This is a genomic window from Streptococcus sp. 3705 (genome assembly GCF_013277145.1).
Classification (GTDB): Bacteria; Bacillota; Bacilli; order Lactobacillales; family Streptococcaceae; genus Streptococcus.
On record NZ_VMMJ01000010.1, the window covers coordinates 67,280 to 84,656 of the forward strand.

The window sequence follows — 17,377 nt, forward strand, 5'->3', positions numbered from 1 at the left end:
GATTTTTTTATTTTCTTTTTGCATGATTACTACCTGACTTTGGTTTATAAAGCAAGTCTTTACTTTCGATAAGATCTAGAATCCAACTGATTCCCTGTTCTACTGTTTCAAGAAATGCGCCCAGGTCTTCACTGTCCAAGTTCTCGTAGTTCATACAAAGATATTCGGCTAGTTGTCTGTCTTTCTCAACTAGCTTTTTAAAATCCTTGGGATACTTAGGAATTTCTAACCCCTTGGCATTTGTAACTGTCTTAAAATCATTTTCCATTTTCTATACTCCTATACTTTAAAAATTAATTCCTTAATTTCTGAATACCCCCTATTCAAGTTAATCATAGCTATTGCCATATCTTCCAAACGTTGGTAGTTTGTCAGTTCTGCACTTGTCAAGCCATCAATGCCGTTCTTACTTTCTCGCTCCTTCATGAGTTGCGCTTTATTCTTCCCTGTCACTCCCTTTAGTAGTAAGTTTGTAAGAGTACTATAGGCATGCTTGGGGGCTTTCTCCCATGTTTGAATAGCTTCAGTTAAGCTTTTACGCTTTGGCTTTTCCAGTTCTCTTTGAAGATAGCGTTTAGAAAGTTCATTACGCATTTCAAAAAAGGCTTTGACTAGGTTCTTCTTAAACTCTTTTACGGGGTCTGTATTTCGTAAGTAAGTGATCAGCAATGTTGCTTGTTGTTCATTCAGAAGATAGATTTTTTTCGGTTGCCCTCTCTTATCTAATTTATGGATTTTAAATCCAAGTATTCCCAACGCTTCAAAATCAGCTTTATTGTCTCTGACTAAGCGTGTAATAGTATGGTGCTGTACTTCAGCACATTCAGCGATAATCTCGCTCGTAGTATACGGCTCTTTCTTGCCGTCCATGTAAACCAATTCCATCGGTCCACTCCTTTCTTATTTTTGTCAATGCTTACCACCTAAAACAGTACCAAGGGGAAGAACTTTCTAGGGAGAAAGGAGTCACCCCCTACAAACCCTTGATACTGCCATAGGTAGCAAGCAAAGTAGTCTAGTAAAAATTTAGCTAGATCCGTTTATCAATCCCCAGTGGTAAAGCACCACATGAGAAATCTGTAAACGTAGAGTAGTATTGCGATTGGTTCGCTCCTTTCTAATAATCTTCTAAAAGCCACTCTATCACACTTTCGTAAATGCGCTTAGGTGCATCGTAGTTGCCAGCTTCAATTTTTGCTAGAGTAGGAGGTGTAATTTTTAGTTTCTTGGCTAACTGAACTTTTCCAAGCTGAAGCTCCCCTCGTTTTCGACGAACTTTTTTTGCATGTTCTATTGTTAATAACATTATCAACTCACTCCTTTCTAAAAAATCTTGATTTGGACGAAAGTTTTTTCATCACACTTTGAATTATAAACGAATTTATTTTCGTTGTCAAGCGATAAATGAATTTTTTTTCGTCTATGATTTTATTTTTTCTCTCTACTATGTTATACTTTAGATAAACGTATAAGAGGATAACTAATGGAAAAACAAACACCTAAAAATAATCTAAAAAAACTTAGAATAGAAAAAGGATTCTCCCAAAAAGAATTTTACGAAGATATTATAAAAAAAGAACTAGGTTTGAATATTACTTTACGAACTTATCAAAATTGGGAAAATCCAAATAATGAAATCAAATCAAAACCTGCTCTACTACTTGCAGAATATTTCGGGGTAAATGTTGGATATCTTTTAGGGGAAGACGAAAGAAGAACAACCTACCTAACCTCTACTCTAGAGAAATATAGTGATAACATGGAATCCCCAGTAGATTTCGCAGGATATGGTTTGTTGGCGCTAACTCGTGGTGAAAAAGTAAGGGATACCGTAATAGAAAACCTTAGAGAAATCACAGACTATTATGGACATAGAAGATGTGCTAAAGAAGAATTTAAAAATTGGAGTCAAGAAAAAAAAGATCTTATGTTAAAAGGAATGCAAGACTATGCTGATTCAAATATCGGAAGATTTCTTGCAGGTCTAATGACCTTTCCTGATAAGACTAAAATTACTATTATTGATTTTTTAACACTAGACAAGAAAGAAAGGGAAGCTATTAGTACAATAATTTCCTCATTAGCCGATAATCCTGTTCTTCATAAAGATTATGATGACTAATATAAAATCGCTAATCACTATATAAGCTCCATATCCGCCAATAAATACTCTATCCCATAGGTCTATTGTAAAAAAGATGGGATAGCCCACTAAATCTTTTATCAGAAAAACACCAGCATATAGGAGACTACTTATGAAAAAATTACTAAGCACATCAGCTATTTTACTTTCTGCTACCGTTCTAGTAGCTTGCTCTAACGATCAATCAACTACTAAAGATAGCTCAGAACAAGCAAAAACGGAGCAAAAAAACACTACTTCAACAAACACAAAAGCCAAAGTAGATAACAGTAAATACGACAATCTAATTTCTGAAATCAAGTCAAAATTAGATCCTGAATCAACTGGCGCAATAAGCGTAAAAATTCAAAATAACGTAATCGATTCAGACTCATCCGAACCGCATGATACAATCATGATTTTGCTAACTGGAACGGCTAAAGATAGCGCAAAAGAGACTATGGACGCAATCAATTCAAATTCTGCTACAACTAATCAGCAAAATGCAATTACCGTATTTCGGATGTCTATATCTGAGTTTGCTAAAAAATTACCAGACGACAATACTACTCTTTCCCTTGGATATGAAAAATCCGCTGATCAATACGACTTAATCGCAAAATCTTCAAAACAAAAAGATTTTATCCCTGTTGGAGAAATCATCGTAAATTAAAAAACTCCCCCATATTCGCCAATAGCGCCCCTATTTCTAAGGTCTATTGTGCAAAAACAGGGGAAATTGAAGAATAGAAAACTGATTTTACAGACTAAAGTGCAAAAAAAACGGCAAAATTGACAAATAGAAAGGAGAAACATGAACTACGCTCAAGACTACCTGGACGATATACTGGTACGAATGGCCTACCATTCTAGCGGTATTGAAGGAAACACTATTTCCCTACCCGAAACCGTCAGCATTATCTTAGAAAGCACCTTGCCACGCAACGGCAAAAGTATTCGTGAGTTTTATGAGATTGAAAACCATAAACAGGCCTTTTCTTATCTCTTGGACTCATTGGCAAATCATCAAGCCCTTACTGTGGGGCTGGTTCAAGATTTTCACGCCTTATTAGTGGATAGACTGCAACATGATCGCGGACAATTTAAGCAAGTTCAAAATGCTATTATCGGGGCTGAATTTCAAACGGCTAGCCCAGCAGAAACACCCTACCTGATGACGCAATGGGCTGATAATACCGCTTATCGCTTAGATCATGCTCAGAATGAAAAAGAAATCTTAGAGATTTTAGCAGATACCCATATCCAGATTGAACGGATTCACCCATTTAGCGACGGCAACGGCCGTACAGGGCGCCTTTTACTCATGTACCTAGCTATGAAGTATCTAAACGCTCCTATCATCATCTCAAAAGACTCAAGGGCGCATTATATGGAACTCCTCGCGAATCAAGACGTAACTGGACTAGCTGACCTCTTCAAAGAATCACTGGACTACGAAACAACACGGAAAGGACAGTTTTAGGACGAAAAAAGGCGAACTTTCCCAGCGTTGAGATTTTTCGATACTCAAAAATTTTTAAAAAACAAACCAAAAAGATTGACAAAAACTAAAAATTACAGTATTATTAGGCAATGAGAAGAGTTTCTGCTCCCAAGGGAGCAGAGTACGCGAAACACCGCCTAGTTCTACTAGGTGGTGTTTTTGTATATAAGGAACATATATGAAACCATTTCAAACATTAGATGAACAAATAAAACTTCTCCAGTCTAGAGGTTTAGAAATAGATAACATAGTAGAATGTAAAAGATACCTTCTAACTAACAACTATTACAACGTCGTCAACGGATATAGTAAATTTTTTCAAACATCAAAAGATAAATTTATAACTGGTGCAGACTTTAGAGAAATAGCTGCAACACACTTTTACGATAAAGAAATTAAATCAGCTTTTTTAAAAGCAATTATAGATGCAGAAAAACACTTTAAATCCGTACTGGCATATCGTTTTTCAGAATCATATCCAAAGCCATACTCTTATCTAGATATTAATAATTTTGAAACACAAAAAGATGCAAAAAGGCTCGCACAAATTACAAACTTAATCAGTATATTAGCTAGAATACTCAATGATTATAATAGGGATAAGCAAAACAATTCTATAAAACACCACTATAAACAACATGGCGTTGTTCCTTTCTGGGTTATCATCAATGAACTTACATTAGGACAAGCATTTAACTTTTATAGAAATCTAAACACTGATATAAAAAATCAAATAGCTAGAGATTTATCACCATTCTTACAAGAAAATATTGAATACATCCAAAATAGACCTAGTAAAGACCTTTTAAGTGGAAAGGCTTTAGAAAGTATTATTAAAAATATACTAGAAATTAGAAATATCACTGCTCATAATAATAAGCTTTTCAATTATAAATGTCGTGAGAATCTTCCACAACTAGCTTATTTCCATTATTACAATAACAATGCCAATACATCAAGACAATCTGTATATTATGTTTTTCTTGCCTTGCAATGCCTACTTGCTTCCACACAATACGCTCAATTACATAACACTATTATTAAAAGAACCAAAGCTCTAAATAAAAAAGCGCACTCCATTGAAGCCGGCATTGTATTGGACACACTTGGATTTCCGAATAATTGGTATAATATCACTGACACATTAAGATAGAACTACTTGCAATATATGGGCTTTTTAAAACCCTCATATCAGCCCCATATCCGCCTTGTTTCCTATTCTGGTACAATTTACCGTCTGACTGCTTAAAATCGAAAATAAGGGGTTCTCGTAGCCCCTCGCATGGTCTAAACTCAAAACCTTTTCTAATTGCTTGCCTGCTGATGGAAAAGGAGTAAACCATGAAAATTACACAACACACGAAAAAAGACGGATCAGCAGTCTACCGCTCCAGTATCTATCTTGGCATTGATTCTGTAACTGGTAAGAAGGTCAAGACTACCATATCAGCACGAACAAAGAAAGAACTCAAAAACAAGACCACCCAGGCTAAGGTAGAATTTGAGAAAAACGGCTCGACACGGAAACAACGCTCACATATAACAACCTATAGCGAACTTGTGGACTTATTTTGGCAAACCTACCAGTATACCGTAAAGACTAATACGCAGATTAAGATAAAAGGTTGCTTAAATAACTACCTCTTGCCCTCATTTGGTACTTACAAACTAGATAAACTTACACCTGTCATTATCCAAACTCAGGTAAATAAATGGGCGGATGAGTACAATCAGGACGGAACGGGGTATAAAGAATACAATCATCTTCATGCCTTAAATAAACGTATTCTACAGTATGGAGTTTCTATCCAGGCATTAGACAATAACCCTGCTCGTGATGTTGTCATTCCCAGAAAGATAACCAGAGATAAACAAGAAATTAAATACTTTCAAGATCAGGAACTTAAAAACTTCCTCTCCTATCTCGATAGCCTAGAAAATACCTTTATCAATTTTTATGATACCGTGCTTTATAAGACACTCCTAGCTACTGGACTGCGCATCCGTGAATGTCTGGCCCTGGAATGGTCTGATATTGACCTGCAGAACGGAACGATCGATATTAACAAAACACTCAACATTTTAAACCAGGTAAACACTCCTAAGACAAAATCAAGCTATAGAGTTTTAGATATTGATCATAAAACAGTGCTCATGCTTCGTCTCTACCGAGCAAGACAAGCAGAAAACGGTAGAAACATTGGCTTAACCTATGAGAAAGTATTCTCTGATAGCTTTGACAACTATGTCAATACTCGAAAAGTTGATTACCGCCTACATAAGCACTTAAAAAACGCTAACTGTACTGATTTAGGCTTTCATGCTTTCCGACACACTCACGCTAGTATCTTGCTTAATGCTGGCCTGCCATACAAGGAAATACAGACACGGCTTGGCCATGCAAAAATATCTGTAACTATGGACACTTACAGCCATTTATCAAAAGAAAATCAAAAAAGAGCAGTCTCATTCTTTGAAACTGCCCTCGAAAAAATAAAAAGTTCTTAAAAAAGTCCACAAAATAAAAAAAAGCGACACATAAAACCCTTATGTATCAACGATTATAGAATGATTTCGGTATAATTGACTATTATACCGAAATTTTCTCATTTTTAAAAGAAAAAGGGCGCTGGTAAAGGATAATCTTCACCAACTCCCTATTTTTCTACTTAATCTAAGCCTAATTCTGCCAAGATTTGACGTTTGTAGGCAATCTTTTGGACTTCCTTGTCCTCATCTTCAGACCAATCTAGTTTAATTTCTGAAACAATCTGCCCAGGGCGATTTTTCAAGATATAGATGCGGTCGCTGAGACTAAGAGCCTCCTCGATACTATGCGTGATGATCAGGGTCGTTAGCTGCAACTGCTTGTGAATCTCAAGATACCAAGCGTGGAGTTCCATCTTGGTCATCTCATCCAAGGCGCTAAAGGCTTCATCTAAGAGAAAGAGCTTGTGCCCGAAAAGGTAGGTCCGGAGCAAGGCTACACGCTGGCGCATCCCACCACTTAGTTCATGAGGGTATTTATCTCTTACAGCTGTCAACTGGAAGGTCGCAAGAATTTCATCCGCTCGGGAAATAGCTTCTGCCTTATCCACCTTTTGAATCAAGAGGGGCAGAATGATATTACCAAGCACCGTCTTGTGTTCCAAGAGCAGATCCTTTTGCAACATATAACTCACGCGCCCCTTGGGATTTTCTTCACCATCAAGGACAATTCTCCCTGACTGAACTTCTAAAATCCCAGCGATTAGATTAAAGAGGGTGGTCTTTCCAACACCACTTGGGCCTAGGATGGAAACCACTTCACCTGAAGTCACCTGCAGGTTAATGTCCTCTAAAATCCTCTCCTGACCATAAGCATAACTGACGTGTTCTAGTCTTATTTCTGTCATTATTTCACAAATTCGTTGGTGAAGCCTTTATCTGTCAAATCTTCTTTAAGGATACCATTTTCTTTATCCCATTTGTAGAAGGCATTCCAGCGAGTTGCATCAAATTGACCCCATTTTTCCTTGTCGCTTGCGTATTCTTTTGACAAGTATTTTTGAGATTCGATGACAAAGTCACGTTTTTCCTGAAGTTCAGGTGCATTCTTGATGAGGATATCAGCCGCTTCTTCTGGATGCTCCATAGCATATTGGTAACCTTTTTTGATGGCTTGGATGACTTTACGAGCTTCTTCTTTGTTATCTTTCAGATAGTCGTTGTTTGCGATGATAACTGGTGAATAGTAGTCAAATTCTTTAACGTAGTCTTTCAAGTACATGAAATTAGCATCTACACCTTGAGATTTAGCAAGAATTCCGTCCCATCCATAGTAGATCCAAGCAGCATCAAAGACGCCATTGGCAATCGGTGTGATTGAGTTTGAGTCGTTATTTGGTACTTTTTCAACCTTCTCAAAGTCTCCACCTTGTGATTCTACCAAGGTTTTCAACATAGCAAGTTCAGTTGGGTCATTCCAAGTCCCGTATTTCTTACCAACTAAGTCTTTTGGACTGCTTACATTGTCAGATTTACGTGAGATGATTCCTGATGTATTGTGTTCAACAATAGCTGCAACGGCAGTGATTCCTGCTCCTTTTTCCAATTTTTTAGCCATGTAGTCTTGGAAATACACTGCAAATGGTGCCTTACCATTGATAACCAAGTCAGATGAGCTTTCTTCTGGTGGCAATTTCAAATCAACATCCACTCCAGCTTCTTTGAAATAACCTTTTTCCTTGGCAACATATAGCCCTGTGTGGTTAGTATTTGGTGTCCAGTCTAGGATAAAGTCGATCTTCTTGAGTTCTGCTTCTTTGTTGTCCTTAGAAGCAGTTCCTTGACCACAAGCTACAAGCACGACAGCTACAAGAGCTGTTAAAACAGTTAAAAACACTTTCCATGTTTTCTTCATTTTGATTTCCTCTTTTCTTTTTTGAAACATTCTTATTCTACGAACGTTTCCATTTAATAACATATTTTTCACTGACATCAACCAGCTTCATACCCATAAGGCTGATAATCGATACCAGAATAATAATAGCAAACATGGTATCATACTGAAACAGTTTCTTGGACTGAATCATGTAGACACCTAGTCCTTCAAAGCCTCCCAACCACTCAGATACCACTGTTGTGATAAAGGCGTAGGAGACACTGACCCTCAGACCTGCATAAAAGTAAGGCAGGCTGACTGGGATTTTAAAATGCCACAGGATTTGCCAAGGCTTGGCCCGCATCAAACTAAACAAGGTCAGCATATCCTTGTCACAATGCCTAAAACCGTCCAAAATACTGACGATGATAGGAAAAGTTGTCGTCAAAATAATCAAGACAATCTTGGGCAGAATCCCATAACCTAGCCACAAGACCAAGATAGGAGCTATGGCAATGGTCGGAATGGTCTGAACAACCACCATCATAGGGTAAATCAAGTCATTGAGCCAAGTCAAACTGTCCATGAGCACAGCCATGAGACAGGCAATCAAGACTCCCAAAATTAGACCTAGCAAAGCCACTCTCAAGGTCGCCCAGCTATGGTACCAGAGAAATTCTCTATCACGAACAAAGGCCTGAAGAATTTCAAAAGGTGTCGGCAGGATAAACTTGGGGAGAAGTTTAAAAAAACCTGCTAACTGCCAGATTGACAAGACTCCCAGAAAGCCCAATAGACTAATGTGTCGTCTCAGTATACTTTTCAAGTTTCTCATCAATACTTAAAATCTCTCCTACATTTATTTTGACATTGGCAAAGACATTATCTGCCTCCTGCCCTGCCACTTCCAGCGCTTCTTTGAGAATGCGCATGAGCTCATCAAACTCCCCTTCCAAGACCGTTTCAAATGGTGTCACCACCATGGTCACTTCTTGAGCTTGTAGATAAGCAATGACCTGATCGATAACAGCAATCCGATCAATCCCCTGTGCCAAGGGTAAAACTTGCAAGGCAATGCTTGCTTTCATAAAAACCTCCTCTTCTCGTTTTCCTTTGACAAAAAGAAAAACCTTTACCATATATGGAAAAGGTCAAGAATAGACTAAGTATCGTTCCCTACGCTGGCATTACCCAGATCAGGTGCGGTCGAAGTTTAACACTTCCTCTCAGACTGTACACAGACTCCCATATATTATATAGATATATGATAGCGCAAAATAAGAAAAATGTCAAGGAAACTGCTTACAGAAAAGAGCAGGAAAAATTTCCTACTCCAATTTTCTATACTCGTTCTCCATCACTGTTTACTCTGTAGCCATCCACCGTCGTATTAACAGCTAAGGCACCTGAAGAGTAAGAATAATACCACTTACCAGAAACTTGATACCAGCCTGTTTTCATTGCCCCTGAACTATCCAGATAATACCACGAGCCATTTTCCTTTAACCAGCCTGTCTGCATTTCACCAGATGATTTCAAATAATACCAGCTGTAACCATCCTTCAACCAGCCTGTTGATTTAGACCCATTTGATTTGAAATGATACCAACTACCATTTATTTTCTTCCAACCGACAGTTGAACTACTATTGGATCCATAGCTAGAGATGTTTCCTGATTGGTTCTGATAATTCTGTGAAGAAGCCACTCCTTCTAGCTGAATATAACGACGACTTCCGTTATAAGCTGTATAACTCAACCACTTGTATCCATCTTTTTCGAGAATTTGATCATAATGAACCTTCTCCCCAGGATAATAGTAATCAATCGCAGTTGCGCTAACTAATGGCTGATTTTTGATAGCAGACTTAGACTTGAAATAATGTGTTCCTCCTGTTGAAACTGAGGTTTGACTATTCCCAACACTGCCACCAGCCAAATCTTTAAAATGAATAAATCCTGTCATCATATTTGCTTTTATACTTCGTTTATTATAGGCTTCTGTATAACCATAGTTATATTCCTCGATCTCAATCTGATCTCCCATTACATTTGACACCCAGGCAACATGCCCATAAGTTCCTGCAGTAGACCAAGCAATAGAGCCAATCGTCGGTGTATTATCTACACGATAGCCTTCACGACGAGCACGATGTCCCCATTCATTCGCATTTCCATAAGCCTTTGCAATCTCAAAACCATTGACACTACTCAAACGAAAGGCTGCAAAAGAAGTACACTGACGAGAGTACATGCGCCACTGATCAATCTCCTGGCTCCCATTTTTATAATAAACAGGATAATCATCTCCACGCGCAATCGACCCATTCCCTCCAGAATAGGCATAGACACTATCACCCGCTGCTAGCATCAATCCTACTACTAAAAAAGGAACAACCTTTTTAACTGACATCTTCAAACAATAACTTGTCCCTCTTACTATAAACGGTAAAATTTTCATTCTTCCTCCTTGAAACTAATATAAATCGAAGATTGCCTTCACTTAAACTATTCGGAGAAAAAAGAAAAAGTGAGAAAATTTCTCACTTTAGTCCAGATAATGAATCAAATTCTTTTCTGTAAGAATATCTGAGTAAGTAAAGGATTCAACGTAAACATTAGCTTGTTTATCTCCTTCCACATTCCCAAATTCCACAATAAATAGGGATGGATAAACTTCAATTAGCTTACCCAATCTATTTTTTTGGCGCTTACGTCCATTTTCCAAAGTCATTTCAATTACATGACCCTCATGTGCCTTGATTTCCTCTTTGATTTTTTTCATCTTAGCTACATCTGTAAATGCATCTGTCATTTTATGCCTCCCTTTTTGAGATACTTGAAAATTTATTGTATTCTTTTTGGAAAATCAATTCCACTGTTCCACGAGCTCCACTACGGTTTTTCTCGATAATAACTTCCACCTTATTATTTGGGATACCGTCCTCTTCTTCACCACCACGTTCATAGTAGTCATCGCGATAGAGAAAAGCTACGATATCAGCGTCCTGCTCAATAGACCCAGATTCACGAATATCAGACAAGACCGGTCTCTTGTCCTGACGTTGTTCTACACCACGAGAAAGCTGACTTAGAGCAATTACAGGAACTTTCAGTTCCTTGGCTAAGATCTTCAACTGACGAGAAATTTCAGAAACTTCTTGTTGACGATTTTCTCGGCCTGTACCTGTAATCAATTGCAAGTAATCTATCAAAATCAAACCAAGATTGCCCGTTTCTTGAGCCAATTTACGAGAACGAGAACGAATCTCTGTAATCCGAATCCCTGGCGTATCATCGATATAGATACTGGCGTTAGCTAAATTCCCTTGAGCAATGGTATATTTTTGCCACTCCTCATCAGTCAATTGACCCGTACGGATAGAATGGGATTCCACCAAACCTTCTGCCGCTAACATACGATCCACTAGACTTTCCGCACCCATTTCCAGTGAAAAAATAGCAACCGTTTTGTCCAACTTAGTCCCAATGTTCTGAGCGATATTCAAGGCAAAGGCTGTCTTACCAACCGCCGGACGAGCTGCTAAGATAATCAACTCCTCTTCATGCAGACCAGTCGTCATATGATCTAAATCACGATAGCCTGTCGCAATACCTGTAATATCGGTCGTTTGTTGCGAGCGAGCTTCCAGATTTCCAAAGTTGACATTCAACACATCTCGAATGTTCTTAAATCCACTTCGATTAGCATTTTCGCTGACATCAATCAGGCCTTTTTCTGCCTGAGCAATGATTTCATCAGCTGGTTGTGAAGCCTCGTAAGCTTGGTTGACAGACTCTGTCAACTTGGCAATTAAACGACGTAGCATTGCTTTTTCTGCAACGATTTTAGCATAATACTCCGCATTAGCAGAAGTGGGCACAGAATTGACAATCTCAACTAGGTAAGACAGGCCACCAATATTCTGCAAATCACCTTGATTATCAAGAATGGTACGAACCGTTGTTGCATCTATAGCATCACCACGATCGGATAAATCAACCATAGCTTGGAAAATCAAACGATGGGCATACTTAAAAAAGTCCCGAGACTCAATGTATTCTCGCACAAAAACAAGCTTACTCTCATCAATAAAGATAGCCCCTAAAACGGATTGCTCAGCTAAGATATCTTGAGGTTGTACTCGTAACTCTTCTACTTCTGCCATCAGACTTCCCTTCCTTTTACAATCTTGTCAAGAAGGTGTAAACTTATCCTTCTTTCACACGAAGGTTGATTACACTTGTGATATCTTGATAGATTTTCACTGGTACATCAATCAAACCAACTGCTCGAATCGGAGCTTGTACTTGAATATGACGTTTATCAATCTTAATTCCAAATTGCTTTTGCAATTCTTCTGCAATCTTCTTATTGGTAATAGAACCAAAGGTACGGCCATCTGGACCAACCTTTTCAACAAATTCTACAATAGTTTCCTCTGATTCAAGTTGGGCTTTAATTGCTTTTGCTTCTGCAATCATTTCAGCGTGAGCTTTTTCTTCAGATTTTTGTTTACCACGAAGCTCACCTACCGCTTGAGCAGTCGCTTCTTTTGCTAGGTTCTTTTTGATAAGAAAGTTTTGCGCATACCCTGTTGGTACTTCCTTAATTTCGCCTTTTTTACCTTTTCCTTTGACATCTGCTAAAAAGATTACTTTCATTCTTCTTTCTCCTTTTCCTTTATTTCATTTAATACAATTTCTGTCAGTTTTTCACCTGCTTCTGACAAGGTTAAATCTTTAATTTGAGCTGCAGCCAAATTAAAGTGGCCTCCACCTCCCAGTTCTTCCATAATCCGTTGTACATTCAATTTACTACGACTGCGAGCTGAGATAGAGATAAATCCTTGTGTATTCTTCGCAAGAACAAAACTCGCTTCAATACCCGACATAGCTAACATGGCATCTGCTGCCTTACTAATAACAACTGTATCATAGCATTTCGTGTCCTTAGCCTCTGCTATCAGTACATCTGAACCTAATTTACGCCCCTGTAAAATCAGTTCATTGACCTCACGATATTCTTCAAAATCTGTCGCAGCGATTTCTTGGATAGCAATACTATCACTTCCTCTCGTTCTGAGATAGCTAGCAACATCAAATGTCCGACTAGTCACTCGTGAGGTAAAATTTTTAGTATCCAGCATCATACCAGCCATCAAAACACTGGCCTGCATACGACTCAGACGATTTTTCTTAGAATTCTGGAACTGAATCAATTCCGTTACCAACTCACTGGCACTGCTTGCACCACTTTCGATATAAGTGATAACTGCATTATCTGGAAAATCCTGATCCCTTCTATGGTGGTCAATAACAATAGTTTGGGTAAATAAATCATAAAATTCTTTTGATAATGTTAAGGCTGTCTTTGAATGGTCTACAAGAATCAACAAAGAACGATTAGTCACCATCCCCATTGCATCCTTAACAGACAACAACTTCGTAACTCCTTCTTTTTCTAAGAATGAAACAGCTCGTTCAATATCTGGAGACATTTGTTCTTCATCATAAAGAGCATAGCTATTTTCAATCACATTGCTGGCGAACAACTGCATACCTACAGCAGAGCCCAGGGCATCCATATCTAAATTTCTATGCCCAACTACAAACACTTGATCCACACTACGAATCTTATCAGATATGGCTGTCATCATTGATCGAGTACGGGTACGAGTGCGCTTGATAGACGCAGCCGACCCACCTCCAAAGTAGACTGGATTTTTCGTTTCATCATTCTCCTTGACAACCACCTGGTCGCCACCACGTACTTCAGCCAAGTTCAAGTTGAGCAAAGCAACTTTCCCTATTTCATCATGATTTCCATCGCCATAAGAAAATCCCATACTTAAGGTCAAGGGCAACTGTCTCTGTTTCGACTCTTCTCTGAAAGCATCAATAACAGAAAATTTATCATTCATCAAGCCCTCAAGCACCGTGTAGTCAGTAAAGAGATAAAATCGATCCATACTTACCCGACGAGAAAACATCATGTATTTTTCTGAAAACTCTGATATAAAATTAGCTACAAAACTATTGATTTGACTAATATCTGACTCAGAAGTTGCATCCTCCAAATCATCATAATTATCCACAGATACAATTCCAATCACTGGTCGACTCGTTACTAACTCATCTGTTATGGCTTGCTCCCTGGATACATCTACAAAATACAAAACACCGGAAGAAGCATCCATATGAACAGCATAACGCTTCTCACCCAGTTTGGCATAAGTAGACGGATTTCCTACTGAAGCCTTGATAATCGTTTGAACAGCTTCCAAATCAAAATCGCCATCTTCCTTGGTCAAAATCAATTCAGCATAGGGATTAAACCACTCAACCTCTCCAGAAGATAAATTCAATTTCATAACACCTACAGGCATCTGTTCCAATAGAGATGTCAAACTTTCTTCCGCTTGGTGGTTTACATACTGTATCTGTTCTACATCACTCCTTGTATAATGCACTCTCAGTTTCTTAAATAAAAAAACATAGCCTCCTACAAAAAGAAACAAAATTAAAAGCGTCAACAGATTATTATTAACAAAAATAATGAAAGTGGATAAGACTCCAAACGCAATCAATCCTACTAGAATAGGAAAAATTGGACTTACATAAAATTTTTTCATTCCAAACCTCTTGGCACCCATTATACCATAATAACCCTCAAAAAGCGACTTTTAAAAGTGTAATCAGTAATTCTATCAATTATAAGAAAAAGGAGGTTTACAATTCAGTAAACCTACCTTTACACATATTGAAATTAAGATTCTTTAACTTCTAACAAACCAATTTCGCCATCCTCACGACGATAAATCACATTGGTTGTCTGATCTTCAACATCCACATAGATAAAGAAATCATGTCCTAACAAATCCATTTGTAGAATAGCTTCTTCCAAATCCATTGGTTTTAAATCAATTTGTTTTGAACGAACAACTCTAGACTGGACAACATTTGGATCTTCCACCAAAGCATCTGTAAATAATTGACTAGTTGCTACCTTATTTTTATTTTTACGCTCGATTTTTGTTTTATTTTTACGAATCTGACGTTCAATTTTATCAGTTACAAGGTCAATTGAACCATACATATCTTGAGACACATCTTCTGCGCGGAGAGTAATAGATCCAAGCGGAATCGTTACTTCCACTTTAGCCGTTTTTTCACGATAAACTTTTAAGTTAATTCGGGCATCCAACTCTTGTTCAGCTTGAAAATACTTTTCGATCTTTTCGAGTTTAGAAACTACATAATCACGAATTGCTTCTGTTACTTCTAGGTTTTCACCACGGATACTATATTTAATCATATGAGTACCTTCTTTCTAAACATTTTTGTTTTTATGATTTTATTATAACGCTTTCATTCTATTTTTGCAAATTTTTTCCTCATCTTACAAGGGAAAATGTTTTTACATCCTCAGCACCAGCTTCTTCCAGCAGTTTCTTCACACGATTTATAGTTGTTCCTGTAGTATAAATATCATCTATAAGTAGGATTTTCTTAGGAATAATGATTCCACTTTTAATAAAAAAAGGAAGTTCTGTAGCTAAACGTTCTGAACGACTCTTAGAAGAACTGGCTCTCTCTTCTCTTTTCTCTAGTAAATCCAGATACTCAAAGCCTGCTGCCTCTACAAAGCTCTCAACCTGATTAAATCCTCTGTTAGCATATCTCTCCTTACTTAATGGAATTACAACAAATTGATACTCTTTGTACTTTTTTAACTCCTCACTTAAAACTGAAGCAAAAACTTTTCTTAAAAGGAAGTCTCCATCAAACTTATACCGACTGAAAAAATCCTTCATAGCTTGATTGTAAGTAAAAATTGCTCTATGACTGACCTCAACTCCTTCTTTACACCAAAATTGACAATCTTGACACTTTGTTGACAACTCTGTTTTCATACAATTTGGACAGTTCTCTTCCCCAATTCTTTCAAAAGTAGAATCACAGTCTAAACAAAGACAGGAGGCATCATTCTTCAGAAGTAAGAGACTACTGAAAGTTAAAACAGCCTTCATAGTCTGCCCACATAACAAACACTTCATAGACCAGCCTCCTTATTCATCATCTGAATTTCCTTAATCGCCTTCTTGATTGAAGCATTTAACCCATCATGGAAGAAAAGCAAATCTCCTGTCGGTCTATCCATGCTTCGTCCAACTCGTCCACCAATCTGAATCAAGCTTGACTTGGTAAACAAACGATGGTTGGCTTCTACTACGAAAACATCCACGCAAGGAAAGGTAACCCCACGCTCCAATATCGTCGTACTGATAAGTATTGTCAGCTCTCCATCTCGAAAAGCTTGTACTTGCTCTAATCGATCCTCTGTTACAGAAGATACAAAGCCAATTTTCTCATTTGGAAATTGCTCCTGTAAGATTTCTTTTAACTGCTCCCCTTTCTTAATTTCTGAAGCAAAAATGAGTAAGGGATAAGCTGTCTTTCTCTGCTTCTCAATATAGGACTTTAACTTTGGTGACAAACAATTCTTATCCAAATAGCGATTAAAATCCGATAACCAAACTGGCTTAGGAATAATCAACGGATTTCCATGAAATCGTCTAGGCAAACTCAGTCTTTTTAGTTCTCCTAAATGGACCTTTTTATCTAACTCATCAGTCGAAGTCGCTGTTAAAAAGATTCTCAGCCCATTCTCCTTTACACTATTCTTGACAGCATGGTAAAGCGTGGGGTTGTCAACATAAGGAAAGGCATCTACTTCATCCACTATCAGTAAATCAAAAGCTTGATAAAATTTTAATAACTGATGGGTTGTCGCAACAACTAGTGGTGTTCTAAAATAAGGTTCCGATTCTCCATGTAGGAGGGCTATCTTACAAGCAAAATCCTTTTGCAGGCGCTTATACAGCTCCAAACAAACATCTATGCGAGGACTAGCCAAACATACTGCACCACCTCCATTAATCACTTTAGCCACAACTTGATAAATCATTTCTGTCTTTCCAGCCCCTGTCACCGCATGAACTAAAGTTAGCTCTTGCTTCTCTACTGCTTGAATCAATCCCTCTGACACCTTTTCTTGAAAAGGAGTTAATTGACCACGCCATTTAAGAACATCCTGTTTAGGAAAATCCTCCTGCGGAAAATAGTATAAAGCTTGGTCACTCCTGACTCGCTTCATCAGCAAGCACTCTCGACAATAGTAAGCACCGATGGGCAAATACCATTCATCTAAAATAGCACTATCACAACGTTGACAGACAAGTTTCCCCTTCTCCTTTCTCATTGCTGGAAGTTTCTCCGCCAACTGACGTTCTTCTTCTGTTAATTCATTCTCAGTAAACAAGCGACCAAGATAATTTGGATTTACTTTCATACTTCTTTATTCGTAAAAACCTAGCGCTTTAGAT

At 37.9% G+C, this 17,377-nt stretch carries 20 protein-coding genes and 1 riboswitch; of the genes, 5 read left to right on the plus strand and 15 right to left on the minus strand.

Annotated elements, in window-relative coordinates; genetic code table 11:
- Positions 1-7: 7 nt before the first annotated feature.
- The 3 genes from HT714_RS03005 to HT714_RS03015 all read right to left on the minus strand — a co-directional run bounded on the left by HT714_RS03005 (position 8) and on the right by HT714_RS03015 (position 1,306).
- Positions 8-268: a hypothetical protein gene (locus HT714_RS03005; RefSeq protein WP_049539448.1), complete on the minus strand. Its 261-nt coding sequence runs from the start codon at positions 266-268 to the stop codon at positions 8-10.
- 11 nt (positions 269-279) lie between these two features.
- Positions 280-885 carry a Rha family transcriptional regulator gene (locus HT714_RS03010; RefSeq protein WP_173224900.1) on the minus strand — a complete coding sequence of 202 codons (606 nt, stop codon included), beginning with the start codon at positions 883-885 and terminating at the stop codon, positions 280-282.
- Positions 886-1,117: 232 nt separating this feature from the next.
- A complete protein-coding gene (locus HT714_RS03015; protein ID WP_061438568.1) occupies positions 1,118-1,306 on the minus strand; it encodes a DNA-binding protein in 189 nt (62 codons plus the stop codon).
- Positions 1,307-1,483: 177 nt separating this feature from the next.
- On the opposite strand from HT714_RS03015, the gene HT714_RS03020 reads away from it, so the two are divergent.
- From HT714_RS03020 to HT714_RS03040, 5 genes are all read left to right on the plus strand, one after another.
- Entirely contained in the window at positions 1,484-2,122 is a 639-nt protein-coding gene (locus HT714_RS03020; protein WP_173224896.1) for a helix-turn-helix transcriptional regulator, read from the plus strand.
- A 133-nt stretch (positions 2,123-2,255) separates the two neighbouring features.
- Positions 2,256-2,795: a hypothetical protein gene (locus HT714_RS03025; protein WP_173224893.1), complete on the plus strand. Its 540-nt coding sequence runs from the start codon at positions 2,256-2,258 to the stop codon at positions 2,793-2,795.
- A gap of 141 nt (positions 2,796-2,936) precedes the next feature.
- Positions 2,937-3,605 carry a Fic family protein gene (locus HT714_RS03030; RefSeq protein WP_173224890.1) on the plus strand — a complete coding sequence of 223 codons (669 nt, stop codon included), beginning with the start codon at positions 2,937-2,939 and terminating at the stop codon, positions 3,603-3,605.
- A 199-nt stretch (positions 3,606-3,804) separates the two neighbouring features.
- Positions 3,805-4,779: an Abi family protein gene (locus HT714_RS03035; protein ID WP_173224887.1), complete on the plus strand. Its 975-nt coding sequence runs from the start codon at positions 3,805-3,807 to the stop codon at positions 4,777-4,779.
- 188 nt (positions 4,780-4,967) lie between these two features.
- Positions 4,968-6,134, plus strand: coding sequence for a site-specific integrase (locus HT714_RS03040; protein ID WP_173224883.1), 1,167 nt, complete (start codon positions 4,968-4,970; stop codon positions 6,132-6,134).
- A gap of 161 nt (positions 6,135-6,295) precedes the next feature.
- On the opposite strand, the gene HT714_RS03045 is transcribed toward HT714_RS03040, so the two are convergent.
- The 12 genes from HT714_RS03045 to HT714_RS03100 all read right to left on the minus strand — a co-directional run bounded on the left by HT714_RS03045 (position 6,296) and on the right by HT714_RS03100 (position 17,343).
- Positions 6,296-7,021 (minus strand): ABC transporter ATP-binding protein, encoded by a 726-nt coding sequence (locus HT714_RS03045; RefSeq protein WP_173224880.1) that lies wholly within the window; start codon positions 7,019-7,021, stop codon positions 6,296-6,298.
- The gene (locus HT714_RS03050) at positions 7,021-8,028 is read right to left on the minus strand and encodes an ABC transporter substrate-binding protein (protein WP_173224878.1); all 1,008 of its coding nucleotides are present in this window, start codon (positions 8,026-8,028) and stop codon (positions 7,021-7,023) included. Before HT714_RS03050 ends, HT714_RS03045 begins: the two co-directional genes overlap by 1 nt.
- A gap of 37 nt (positions 8,029-8,065) precedes the next feature.
- Complete coding sequence (locus HT714_RS03055; protein ID WP_173224875.1) at positions 8,066-8,824, minus strand: ABC transporter permease; 759 nt, start codon at positions 8,822-8,824, stop codon at positions 8,066-8,068.
- A complete protein-coding gene (locus HT714_RS03060) occupies positions 8,787-9,077 on the minus strand; it encodes a thiamine-binding protein (RefSeq protein WP_000647659.1) in 291 nt (96 codons plus the stop codon). Before HT714_RS03060 ends, HT714_RS03055 begins: the two co-directional genes overlap by 38 nt.
- Positions 9,078-9,145: 68 nt before the next feature.
- Positions 9,146-9,248, minus strand: a riboswitch (TPP riboswitch).
- An 82-nt stretch (positions 9,249-9,330) separates the two neighbouring features.
- A complete protein-coding gene (gene cbpD / locus HT714_RS03065; RefSeq protein ID WP_173224872.1) occupies positions 9,331-10,449 on the minus strand; it encodes a choline binding-anchored murein hydrolase CbpD in 1,119 nt (372 codons plus the stop codon).
- Positions 10,450-10,536: 87 nt separating this feature from the next.
- Positions 10,537-10,803 carry a Veg family protein gene (locus HT714_RS03070; protein WP_000128619.1) on the minus strand — a complete coding sequence of 89 codons (267 nt, stop codon included), beginning with the start codon at positions 10,801-10,803 and terminating at the stop codon, positions 10,537-10,539.
- Between the two features lies 1 nt (position 10,804).
- Positions 10,805-12,157 carry a replicative DNA helicase gene (gene dnaB / locus HT714_RS03075; RefSeq protein WP_050142692.1) on the minus strand — a complete coding sequence of 451 codons (1,353 nt, stop codon included), beginning with the start codon at positions 12,155-12,157 and terminating at the stop codon, positions 10,805-10,807.
- Positions 12,158-12,200: 43 nt separating this feature from the next.
- Positions 12,201-12,653 carry a 50S ribosomal protein L9 gene (gene rplI, locus HT714_RS03080; protein ID WP_173224870.1) on the minus strand — a complete coding sequence of 151 codons (453 nt, stop codon included), beginning with the start codon at positions 12,651-12,653 and terminating at the stop codon, positions 12,201-12,203.
- Positions 12,650-14,623: a DHH family phosphoesterase gene (locus HT714_RS03085; protein WP_173218770.1), complete on the minus strand. Its 1,974-nt coding sequence runs from the start codon at positions 14,621-14,623 to the stop codon at positions 12,650-12,652. The genes rplI and HT714_RS03085 overlap by 4 nt, the downstream gene beginning before the upstream one ends.
- A 134-nt stretch (positions 14,624-14,757) precedes the next feature.
- Positions 14,758-15,306 carry a ribosome-associated translation inhibitor RaiA gene (raiA, locus tag HT714_RS03090; protein WP_173251454.1) on the minus strand — a complete coding sequence of 183 codons (549 nt, stop codon included), beginning with the start codon at positions 15,304-15,306 and terminating at the stop codon, positions 14,758-14,760.
- Positions 15,307-15,385: 79 nt separating this feature from the next.
- Positions 15,386-16,048 (minus strand): ComF family protein, encoded by a 663-nt coding sequence (locus HT714_RS03095; protein ID WP_173251456.1) that lies wholly within the window; start codon positions 16,046-16,048, stop codon positions 15,386-15,388.
- On the minus strand, positions 16,045-17,343 hold the full coding sequence (locus tag HT714_RS03100) for a DEAD/DEAH box helicase (RefSeq protein WP_173224863.1): 1,299 nt from the start codon (positions 17,341-17,343) through the stop codon (positions 16,045-16,047). Before HT714_RS03100 ends, HT714_RS03095 begins: the two co-directional genes overlap by 4 nt.
- Positions 17,344-17,377 lie beyond the last annotated feature (34 nt).

Excerpts from the sequence above, each read along its gene's own strand:
- HT714_RS03045 (WP_173224880.1), bottom strand. The coding sequence starts at position 7,021 with ATGACAGAAATAAGACTAGAACACGTCAGTTATGCTTATGGTCAGGAG.
- HT714_RS03070 (WP_000128619.1), bottom strand. The coding sequence starts at position 10,803 with ATGACAGATGCATTTACAGATGTAGCTAAGATGAAAAAAATCAAAGAG.
- HT714_RS03010 (WP_173224900.1), bottom strand. The coding sequence starts at position 885 with ATGGAATTGGTTTACATGGACGGCAAGAAAGAGCCGTATACTACGAGC.
- dnaB (WP_050142692.1), bottom strand. The coding sequence starts at position 12,157 with ATGGCAGAAGTAGAAGAGTTACGAGTACAACCTCAAGATATCTTAGCT.
- cbpD (WP_173224872.1), bottom strand. The coding sequence starts at position 10,449 with ATGAAAATTTTACCGTTTATAGTAAGAGGGACAAGTTATTGTTTGAAG.
- raiA (WP_173251454.1), bottom strand. The coding sequence starts at position 15,306 with ATGATTAAATATAGTATCCGTGGTGAAAACCTAGAAGTAACAGAAGCA.
- HT714_RS03005 (WP_049539448.1), bottom strand. The coding sequence starts at position 268 with ATGGAAAATGATTTTAAGACAGTTACAAATGCCAAGGGGTTAGAAATT.
- HT714_RS03055 (WP_173224875.1), bottom strand. The coding sequence starts at position 8,824 with ATGAGAAACTTGAAAAGTATACTGAGACGACACATTAGTCTATTGGGC.
- HT714_RS03020 (WP_173224896.1), top strand. The coding sequence starts at position 1,484 with ATGGAAAAACAAACACCTAAAAATAATCTAAAAAAACTTAGAATAGAA.
- rplI (WP_173224870.1), bottom strand. The coding sequence starts at position 12,653 with ATGAAAGTAATCTTTTTAGCAGATGTCAAAGGAAAAGGTAAAAAAGGC.
- HT714_RS03030 (WP_173224890.1), top strand. The coding sequence starts at position 2,937 with ATGAACTACGCTCAAGACTACCTGGACGATATACTGGTACGAATGGCC.
- HT714_RS03040 (WP_173224883.1), top strand. The coding sequence starts at position 4,968 with ATGAAAATTACACAACACACGAAAAAAGACGGATCAGCAGTCTACCGC.
- HT714_RS03100 (WP_173224863.1), bottom strand. The coding sequence starts at position 17,343 with ATGAAAGTAAATCCAAATTATCTTGGTCGCTTGTTTACTGAGAATGAA.
- HT714_RS03035 (WP_173224887.1), top strand. The coding sequence starts at position 3,805 with ATGAAACCATTTCAAACATTAGATGAACAAATAAAACTTCTCCAGTCT.
- HT714_RS03085 (WP_173218770.1), bottom strand. The coding sequence starts at position 14,623 with ATGAAAAAATTTTATGTAAGTCCAATTTTTCCTATTCTAGTAGGATTG.
- HT714_RS03015 (WP_061438568.1), bottom strand. The coding sequence starts at position 1,306 with ATGTTATTAACAATAGAACATGCAAAAAAAGTTCGTCGAAAACGAGGG.
- HT714_RS03060 (WP_000647659.1), bottom strand. The coding sequence starts at position 9,077 with ATGAAAGCAAGCATTGCCTTGCAAGTTTTACCCTTGGCACAGGGGATT.
- HT714_RS03025 (WP_173224893.1), top strand. The coding sequence starts at position 2,256 with ATGAAAAAATTACTAAGCACATCAGCTATTTTACTTTCTGCTACCGTT.
- HT714_RS03050 (WP_173224878.1), bottom strand. The coding sequence starts at position 8,028 with ATGAAGAAAACATGGAAAGTGTTTTTAACTGTTTTAACAGCTCTTGTA.
- HT714_RS03095 (WP_173251456.1), bottom strand. The coding sequence starts at position 16,048 with ATGAAGTGTTTGTTATGTGGGCAGACTATGAAGGCTGTTTTAACTTTC.